Origin of the sequence: Deinococcus rhizophilus (genome assembly GCF_030271215.1) — a bacterium.
GTDB lineage: Bacteria > Deinococcota > Deinococci > Deinococcales > Deinococcaceae > Deinococcus > Deinococcus rhizophilus.
In genome coordinates this window covers 1-524 of record NZ_JASNGB010000396.1, presented here as the reverse complement: position 1 = coordinate 524, position 524 = coordinate 1, and the positions used below count along the sequence as shown (strand labels likewise).

Below are 524 nucleotides of genomic sequence, written 5' to 3'. Positions count from 1 at the left end.
GGGCGCGGCGGGACGCGGCGGCGCGGGGCTACGACCCGGAGGTGCGGGTCAGCCGGGAGGCGCTGGGGGCCTACGGCAATCCCAGCGGCTACGTGGGCACCCTGCTGAGCCAGGGGCGGCTGGCGCGGGCCGACGTGTGGCTGCGTTACCTGCGCGACCTGCACCCCCGGTTCGAGGGCGGCGACGCGCTGTACGCCCGCTACGCCAGCCTGCTCGAGGCCCAGGGCCGGGGCGGGGAGGCCGAGGAATGGCGGCAGTTTGGGCGGGAGCTGCGGGCGGGAACCCTCTACAACCTGGGACCGCAGGCACCTGACCTCGTCCGGGCGGCCACCCGCACCCTGACGCTGGCGCTGCTGATCGCGCTGGCGGCGGCCCTGCTGACCCTGACCGCGCGGGCCTGGCGGGTCCAGGGCGAGGATCTCCGCCCGCTGGGAGGCCGCTGGCGTGGCTGGCGGCGCCCCCTGCTGCGGCTGCGGCATGTGGCGGTGCTGTACGCCACCTGGACCGAGCGGCTGGGCCTGACC

At 77.1% G+C, this 524-nt stretch carries 1 pseudogene; it reads left to right on the top strand.

Annotated elements, in window-relative coordinates:
- Positions 1-524: pseudogene (locus QOL99_RS17535) on the top strand (hypothetical protein); the annotation flags it as partial.